This window comes from Micromonospora tarensis (assembly GCF_016803395.1).
GTDB lineage: Bacteria > Actinomycetota > Actinomycetes > Mycobacteriales > Micromonosporaceae > Micromonospora > Micromonospora tarensis.
Genome location: NZ_JAEVHL010000302.1, coordinates 1 through 6,796, shown reverse-complemented (window position 1 = coordinate 6,796; position 6,796 = coordinate 1). Strand labels below are relative to the sequence as shown.

Genomic DNA, 6,796 nt, shown 5'->3' with positions numbered 1-6,796 from the left:
GCGGCGCCGGGCGCGACCGGCGGCGCGGTGTCGGTGGTCACCGACCTGGGCCGGCGGTACGTGCTGGCGGACCGGGAGGTGCTTCCGATGCTCGGCTACCGCGAGGTGCGCCCGCTGCGGCTGCCGGCCGGGCTGGTCAGCCTGGTGCCGGCCGGTGCCACCCTGGACCCCGCGGCGGCCCGCGCCGTCGCCGTCGCCGGCACGAAGTGAGCGTGCCGCGCTCGGGTGTCAGTCGGCCGGGCGGCGCAGAACGCTCACCGCGAACGAGGCGTCGTCGCGCCACGGGCGTAGGTCCCAGGTGGCGAAGCGCTGCTCCACCCGCAGCCCGGCGGCCACCGCGTCGGCGTCGAACGCGGTCAGCGGGTAACCACGGTCGGTGCCGAAGCCCACGGTCAGCACGCCGTCGGGCCGCAGGTGCGTGGCGACGCGGCGCAGCACCTCCGGCTCGGTGCCGACGGCGACGAAGGCCAGCACGTTGCCGGCCAGCACCGCCGCGTCGAACGGCTCCGGCTCACCCAGTGCCGGTAGGTCCAGCTCGGCGAGGTCGGCGACCAGCCAGGTCGGGCCGGGGTAGTCGGCGCGGGCGGCGGCCACCAGCGCGGGGTCGGCGTCCACCTCCGACCACCGTGTGCCCCCGGTCGGCCAGCGCGGCGCCGACCCGGCCGGTGCCGCTGCCGGCGTCGAGGATCCGTGAGCCGGGCGCGACCAGCGCGTCCACCAGTCGGGCCTCACCAGCCAGGTCCGCGCCCTCGGCCACGAGCTTGCGGAACCGGTCGATATACCACTGCGAGTGCTCGGGACCGGTGTCGGTCGCCCAGCGGGTCGGGTTGGCCATGTGGCCACCGTAACCGGGCCGGTGCGGGCCCGACGGGTGACCCGGGGCAGCCGGATCAGGGCAGCCGGGCCACGGTGATGAACTCGTTGTAGGTGAACACCCGCCCGAGCGGCCGGGCGAACGGGAACGAGTACTGCCTGGTGACGGTCAGGCCCAGCTCCTGACAGGTCTGCGCCGCCTCGGCGAAGCCGACGAACCGGACGTGTGAGGCGTCACTGGCGTAGCCGCGCTCCTGCGGGGTGATGAACACCGCCTGCCCGCCCGGCCGTACGTACGGCAGGTAGGACGAGATGATCTCACGCGCCTGGTCGGCGGGCAGGTGCTCCAGCAGGTGCGCGGCGAGCATCGAGTCGAACGCGCCCGGGCGGGCGTGCGGGCTGTCCTTGAACTCCTCCACCGTGTACGCCTCGAACCCGGCGGCCCGGGTGTGCGCCACCGAGGTGGGGTTGTGGTCGACGCCCACGCCGTTGCCGTCCAGGTTGGCGAGGTTGCGACCCAGTCCCGAGCCGACGTCGAGGGTGTGGCCGAGATTGAGCCGGCGCAGGTTCCACCGGTACGGAGCCTGCACGTCCAACAGCTGCTTCCAACGGGCACCACCGAGGCGCCGCAGCCGGTCGGTGTAGTCCCCGCCGGCAGTTTCGGTCGGACGGTCCGTCGTGCCTGGCTCATGCGCCGGCTCCCTCAGCTGTGCCGTGGACAAGGACGTGCCGATGGTACGGACCCGAATGCGATTGTGGTAGGCGTCACACTCCGGTGTTTCCGGACTGTGACGCCTACCCTCAGCCCTTCTCCGCGCCGCTGGTCAGACCCTCGGTCAGCAGGCGCTCACTCGCGAAGAAGAGGATCACGATGGGCAGGGTCAGCACGACCGACCCGGCCATCAGCACCGTCTTGGGCACCTCCACCCCGTCGGCGAGCAGGGACAGCCCGAGCGACACCGTCCACCGGTCGGGCTTGTCCACCAGGAACAGCAGGGCGAAGAGGAACTCGTTCCAGGCGATCATGAAGTCGTAGAGCGCGACCGCCATGATCGACGGCATCGCCAGGGGCAGGCTGACCCGCCGGATGATGCCGAGCCGACCGGCGCCGTCGATGGCCGCGGACTCCTCCAGGCTGACCGGAATCGTCTCGAAGTAGTTCTTCAGCATGTAGACCGAGACCGGCAACGTCTGCGAGATGTAGACCAGCACCAGTCCGAACAGCGAGCCGCGCAGCCCGGCCCGGGTGAAGACCACGAACAGCGGGATCGCGATGACGATCGACGGGAACAGGTAGACCGCGAGGAAGAGGAAGTCCACCTGCCGCCGACCGAAGAACCGCAGCCGGGCCACCGCGTACGCGCCGGGGATCGCCACCAGCAGGGTGAGCACTGTCGCCGCGACCGCGACCAACCCGCTGTTGCCGATGAAGGTGAGGAAGCCCTGGCCGCCGTCGGCGGTGGTCCTGAGCACCTCGGCGTACGTGGCCACGGTCAGCTCACCGAAGCCGACCACCAGCGCGCCGGGGTCGAGCAGCAGCCGCTCGATGGGGCGCACCGAGAGCACCAGCATGTAGTAGAAGGGGAAGACCGTGACCAGCAGGAACACGGCGATCACCAGGCGGCGCAGCCAACGCAGGCTCACCGTCTCGACGGCGTCGCGGTCCATCAGCCCACCCTCCGTCCGAAGAAGCGCAGGTAGATCAGCACGAACACGATGAGCACCACGGCCAGCACCACCGCCTGCGCGGCGGCGGCCCCGATGTCGGTGCGGGCGGTGAGGAACTCGTACACCCGCACGCTGACCACCTCGGTGCCGGCCGCACCGCCGGTGAGCAGGTAGACGTCGTCGAACTTGTTGAACGTCATGATGAAGCGCAGCACGCCCAGCAGGGCGATCACCGGCAGCAGTTGCGGCAGCAGGATGTGCCGGAAGCGTTGGGTGGGGGTGGCGCCGTCGACCCGGGCGGCCTCCTCCAACTCACCGGGCACCGCCTGGAGCCGGGCCAGCAGGAACAGGAAGGCGAACGGGAAGTACCGCCACGCCTCGAAGACGATCACGGTGGCCAGCGCTGTCGACTCCTGGGTGAGGAACGGCACCGGGGCGTCCCAGCCGAGCAGCCGCTGACCCCAGTGGTTGACGATGCCGAGCTGCGGGTCGAGCATCACCTGCCAGACGAAGGTCACCGCGACCACCGGAGCCACGTACGGCAGCAGCATGGACGCCCGGACCACTGTGCGCCCCCGGAACGGCCGGCGGACCACCAGCGCGGCGACCAGGCCGAGCGCTATCGACCCGACGGTGCCACCGATGCTGTAGATCAGCGTGACCCACAACGTCTCGGCGAAGCCGGGGGTGTGCAGCACCCGGTCGATGTTGTCCATGGTGAACTCGCCGAACAGGCCGGTCTTGCGCAGCGTGGCGAGCCGGACCCGCTGGAAGGCGAGCACCACGGTCCACACGATCGGGATGCCGATGACCGCGATGGTGACGAGCAGGGTCGGTGCCACGAGCGCGAGCCCGGCCCGGGACTCGCGTCGGCGCAGGGTCAGTGGGCGCCGGGGTGTCGCCGGCCGCTCCCGGGTGGGGGAGCGGCCGGGGCCGGGCGCGGTGGTGGTCAATTGACACCGGCCTTGATGGCGTCGACGTCCTTCTTCGCCCGGTTGGCGGCGGCCGCCGCGTCGGACTTGCCGCCGACCAGGTCGCCCAACACCTTGGGGACCGGCAGCTCACCGAGCATCGCGCCGACGAGTTTGCCCTGCCCCTGACTGAGCCCCCACCGGCCGAACGTGTCCGGGCTGCGGCGCAGGGTGGCCAGCACGTCCTCGCCGTACACCTCCGCGAGGGGCTTCTTGGCGTCCACGCCGGCCTGGCTGGTGTTCCAGGCGGTCAGGTACGCCTCCGGCTCGGCCGGGGTGCCCTTGCGCACCGGGAAGCGGCCCTCCGGGGACATGCCGAACCAGCGCGGGTAGCCGTCACCGAGCATGTACTCCACGAAGGACTTCGCCGGGTCGGCCACCGCGCCGTCCAGCACGGCCCAGGAGCTGATCTCGCCGTACTGGGCCGGCTCGGTGCCGTTCGGGCCCTTGATCGCGGTGACGAACCCGCTGTTCTTCGCGAGGAAGGTCGGGTCGGCCTGGCACTGCGGGCAGGTCGGCTTGGCGTCGTTACGCAGCCCGGCCAGCTCGTCGAGGATGAACGGCGACCAGATCACCATGGCCGCCTTGCCGGCGAAGTAGGTGGCCCGGGTGGTGTCCACGTCCTGCGCGCCCCGCACCGAGCTGGTGCGGATCAGGTCACCGTAGAAGCGGAACGCCTCGACGCACTGGGGTGAGTCCAGGGTGACCGCGCCGGAGTCGTCGGTGAGCTGGCAGCCGTTGGCCAGCGCCAGGTGCTCGAAGGTCTGCTGGGTGAACACGTCGCTGGGGGCGGTGGCCGCGGTGATGCCGGCGACGCCGCCGGTGTTCAGCTTCGCCGCGGCGTCGGTGATCCGTTCGTACGTGTCGGGGGCGGGCAGGCCCGCCGCGGCGAACAGGTCCTTGCGGTAGACGAGCAGCTGCCCCCACCCGTCGCTGGGCACGGAGAGCTGTTTGCCGTCGTCGGAGGTGAGCTCCAGCGCTCGCGGCGAGAACGTCTGCTTGCCCAGCCTGTCGACGACCTCCGCGTTCGCCGAGGCGTGCAGCAGTTCGTTACCGGCGAGCGTACGGATGCCGGCGAGGGAGACCGAACCGACCACGTCGGGCAGGTCGCCGGCGGCGGCGTTGGCAGCGATCAGGGAGGGGAACTGGTCCTCGTTGACGGTCACGAGATCGACCTGGATCCCGGTCTTGGCGGTGAAGTCGGCGATGATCGCCTTGGTGGCGGTGACCCGGTCGGCCACGTCCTCCAGGCTCCAGACGGTGATCTTCTTGCTGTTGCTGTCTGGTTCGTCGTCGCCGCAGGCCAGCAGGGTGGACGTGGTCAGTGCCAGGATCAGGGTGGTGGCGAGTATCCGCCTCGGAGGTGCTGACATCGGTGGCACTCCTCTCGAAGGGTACATGACGGATTCAACACCTTCGATTGATCAATGACAAGACATATGGCTATTTTTTGCTATCCTGGAGCCCAGTGCTACCGGGATGTGACTCATGGTCAACTGGGTTGTCTCTCTCGCCGGGCCTCGACGGATCAGCCTCGAGCCCTGCCCCCCGGATCCGCTCGGCCCCAAGCAGGTTCGCGTCCGCACCTGCTACTCGGGCATCTCCGCCGGTACCGAGCTGACCCTCTACCGGGGCAGCAATCCCCGGCTCAGCAAGGACTGGGACGACGCCGCCCGGATGTTCGTCCCCCGTCAGACCCCGGTGCCCTACCCCCTGATCGGCTTCGGCTACGAGGAGGTCGGCGAGGTCGTCGAGGTCGCGCCGGAGGTCACCGACCGACACCCGGGGCAGCTCGTCTGGGGCATCTGGGGGCACCGGGCCGAGGCCGTGCTGGCCGCCGAGGCGGTCCGTCCGCTCCCCGCCGGGCTGGACCCGCTCACCGGGGTCTTCGCCCGGCCCGGCGCCGTCGCGCTGACCGCCGTGCTCGCCGGCGACCTGCACCTCGGCGACTGGGTCGGTGTCTTCGGGCAGGGCGTCATCGGGCTGCTCGCCACCCGGCTCGCGGTGCTCTCCGGGGCCCGGGTGGTGGCCGTCGACCCGGTCCCGGACCGGCTGACGTACGCCGCCCGCTACGGTGCCCGGTCCATCGTGGACGCTGCCGCCGAGTCCGCCGCAGCGCTGCTCCGCCGGGCCACCGACGGCCGGGGCGCGGACGTCTGCCTGGAGCTGTCCGGCGCGTACCCGGCGCTGCACGAGGCGATCCGCTCCACCGCACACGCCGGCCGGGTGGTGGCCGCCGGCTTCTACCAGGGCCAGGCCGACGCGCTCGGCCTCGGCGAAGAGTTCCACCACAACCGCATCCAGTTGGTGGCCGCCCAGGTCTCCGGGCCCACCCCCGCGCCGAGCATGGCCGGCCGGTGGACCGGAGACCGGGTCGCGCAGACCTTCATGGACCTGGTGGCCGAACGCAGCGTCGACCCGTTGCCGCTGGTCAGCCACATCGTCGACGCCAGCGCGGTCGCCGACGCCCTCGCGCTGCTCGACCGCGGCGCCGGTGACGTCCTCCAAGTCGTGCTGAGGTTCTAGATGACCACCATCGCGCTGGCCTGCCAGGAACAACTCCTGCCGGGCACCAACCTGATCCAGAAGTACGCCCTCGCGACCGCCCTCGGCTACCAGGGCATCGAACTGCGCGGACGCGGCGACCTCGCGTTCGCCCGTCGCCTGCCCGAGCTGCGTCGGGCCCGCGCCGCCGGGGTGGTGCTGCCCACCGTCTGCGTCGAGATGGACCACTTCATCGGCGACTTCGACCCCACCCGCTCCGCCGACGCCGTCCGCAACCTGCGCTCCCAGCTCTCGGTGATCGCCGAGCTGGGTGGCGTCGGGGTGATGACCCCGGCCGCCTGGGGGATGTTCTCCCGGCGGCTGCCACCGTTCGAACCGCCGCGCCCGCCGGCCGGCGACCGGCAGGTGCTCCTCGACACCCTCGGCGAGCTGGGCGAACACGCCCGGGCCGAGGGGGTCACCCTCTTCCTGGAACCCCTCAACCGGTACGAGGACCACATGGTCAACCGGCTCGACGAGGCGGTGGCGCTCTGCGCCGCGCTCGCGCTGCCCTCGGTCCGGGTGGTCGCCGACACCTTCCACATGAACATCGAGGAGGACGACCCGCACCGGGCGCTGCGTGCCGCCGCGCCCTACCTGGGCCACGTGCAGGTCAGCGACTCCAACCGGTACCAGCCGGGGGCCGGGCACCTGGACTGGCCGGCGCTGGTGCGGACCCTGCTGGAGCTGGACTACCGGGGGTGGCTGGCGCTGGAGTGCCGGCTGCGCGGCGACCCGGTCCGCGCCCTGCAACAGGCCGCCACGGTGCTGCGACACGCGCTGCCCCGGCGGCCGCCGCG

The 6,796-nt window shown here is 71.5% G+C and carries 7 protein-coding genes and 1 pseudogene; 3 read left to right on the top strand and 5 right to left on the bottom strand.

What is annotated here, in order from left to right; translation table 11 throughout:
* The coding region (locus tag JM949_RS32090; protein WP_203151839.1) for a type VII secretion protein EccB at positions 1 to 210 on the top strand (210 nt) is incomplete at its 5' end.
* An 18-nt stretch (positions 211 to 228) separates the two neighbouring features.
* Here the strand turns inward: JM949_RS32090 and JM949_RS32085 are convergent.
* The 5 genes and pseudogenes from JM949_RS32085 to JM949_RS32065 all read right to left on the bottom strand — a co-directional run bounded on the left by JM949_RS32085 (position 229) and on the right by JM949_RS32065 (position 4,825).
* Positions 229 to 835: pseudogene (locus tag JM949_RS32085) on the bottom strand (class I SAM-dependent methyltransferase).
* A gap of 55 nt (positions 836 to 890) precedes the next feature.
* Positions 891 to 1,403, bottom strand: a complete 513-nt coding sequence (locus tag JM949_RS32080; protein WP_309232423.1) for a class I SAM-dependent methyltransferase — start codon at positions 1,401 to 1,403, stop codon at positions 891 to 893.
* Between the two features lie 211 nt (positions 1,404 to 1,614).
* Positions 1,615 to 2,481 carry a carbohydrate ABC transporter permease gene (locus JM949_RS32075; protein ID WP_203151838.1) on the bottom strand — a complete coding sequence of 289 codons (867 nt, stop codon included), beginning with the start codon at positions 2,479 to 2,481 and terminating at the stop codon, positions 1,615 to 1,617.
* Complete coding sequence (locus tag JM949_RS32070; protein ID WP_203151837.1) at positions 2,481 to 3,434, bottom strand: carbohydrate ABC transporter permease; 954 nt, start codon at positions 3,432 to 3,434, stop codon at positions 2,481 to 2,483. The genes JM949_RS32075 and JM949_RS32070 overlap by 1 nt, the downstream gene beginning before the upstream one ends.
* Entirely contained in the window at positions 3,431 to 4,825 is a 1,395-nt protein-coding gene (locus JM949_RS32065) for an ABC transporter substrate-binding protein (RefSeq protein WP_203151836.1), read from the bottom strand. The genes JM949_RS32070 and JM949_RS32065 overlap by 4 nt, the downstream gene beginning before the upstream one ends.
* Before the next feature lie 115 nt (positions 4,826 to 4,940).
* Here JM949_RS32065 and JM949_RS32060 point away from each other — a divergent pair, with 115 nt between their 5' ends.
* Together JM949_RS32060 and JM949_RS32055 are read left to right on the top strand one after the other, a co-directional pair.
* On the top strand, positions 4,941 to 5,978 hold the full coding sequence (locus JM949_RS32060) for a zinc-dependent alcohol dehydrogenase (RefSeq protein ID WP_203151835.1): 1,038 nt from the start codon (positions 4,941 to 4,943) through the stop codon (positions 5,976 to 5,978).
* The coding region (locus JM949_RS32055) for a sugar phosphate isomerase/epimerase family protein (RefSeq protein WP_203151834.1) at positions 5,979 to 6,796 on the top strand (818 nt) is incomplete at its 3' end.